The following is a 1,088-nucleotide window of genomic DNA, read 5'->3' on the forward strand; positions in this document are numbered from 1 at the left end:
GAGCCGTAATTGGCCAGCCCATGCGCCTTGCCTGCCAGCTTGACGGCCCGGAACGCGCCGGAAATGGCATCGCGCGGCCCGTGGAATTCCCAGCCAAGCTCACCGGCATAGGACATCCGGAAGGCCCAAAGCCTGTGGCCGCCCACCTCGATCTCCTGCGCGGTCATCCACTTGAACCCGGCATTCGAAAGCTCGGATGTCGTGCAGGCCCGCAGGATATCTCGGGCGCGCGGGCCGTTCAGGGCAAAGGCGCCCCAATCCGACGACCGGTTGGTGATCGTCACGTCCTCGCCCTTCAGCGCGAAGGTCAGGTTGTCGACAAGCCGCTGCTCGAAGAAGGCAGCGCAGACAAGGTAGAACCGGTCTTCGGTCAAGGCGACGACCGTGGTCTCCAGCTCGATCCGCCCCGCGTCGTTGAGGATATGGGTCAGGGCGATCCGACCCGGCGCCGGTAGCCTGTTGCCGACAAGACCATCGAGGAAAACCCTCGCATCAGGGCCGGAAACCTCGACCTTGGTGAAGGCCGAAATATCCATGACGCCCGCCCGCTCGCGCACGGCGCGCACTTCGGCGCCCACAATGTCGTGCAGCGCCGTGCGGCGGAAACCATAGATATCCTTGGCCTCGACACCTTCGGGCGCGAACCAGCGCGGGCGCTCATGCCCATAGACCTCCTCGAAAACCGCCCCTTCTGCCTTCAGCGCGTCATGGAGCGGCGACGGTTTGACAGGCCGACCTTCCAGCCGGTTGAAATGCGGGAACGGGATCTCGTGACGCAGAAGATAGTCTTCCTTGGCCTTCGTGATCTGATAGCTCTGGTCGGCATAGGGTCCAAACCGGCGCGGATCGAATTCGCGCATGTTGATCTCGGGCGTGCCCGACACGATCCAGTTGGCCAGTTCGCGCGTCAGCCCGGGGCCCCAGCCGATGCCGATCTGTGTGCCGCAGCAGCACCAGTAGTTCTTCAACCCCGGCGCCGGGCCGATCAGCGGATTGCCGTCAGGCGGATGGGAAATCGCGCCATGCACTTCGCGGGTGATACCCAGTTCGGCAAGGATCGGCATGCGGTCCATCGCGTTTTCCAGCCA

Annotated in this window: 1 pseudogene; it reads right to left on the minus strand. The window is 64.2% G+C overall.

Annotation, left to right across the window (positions count from 1 at the left end):
• A pseudogene (locus F3H35_RS18715) lies at positions 1-1,073 on the minus strand (FAD-dependent oxidoreductase); the annotation flags it as partial.
• Positions 1,074-1,088 lie beyond the last annotated feature (15 nt).

This window comes from Roseovarius litoreus, from assembly GCF_900142765.1.
GTDB lineage: Bacteria > Pseudomonadota > Alphaproteobacteria > Rhodobacterales > Rhodobacteraceae > Roseovarius > Roseovarius litoreus.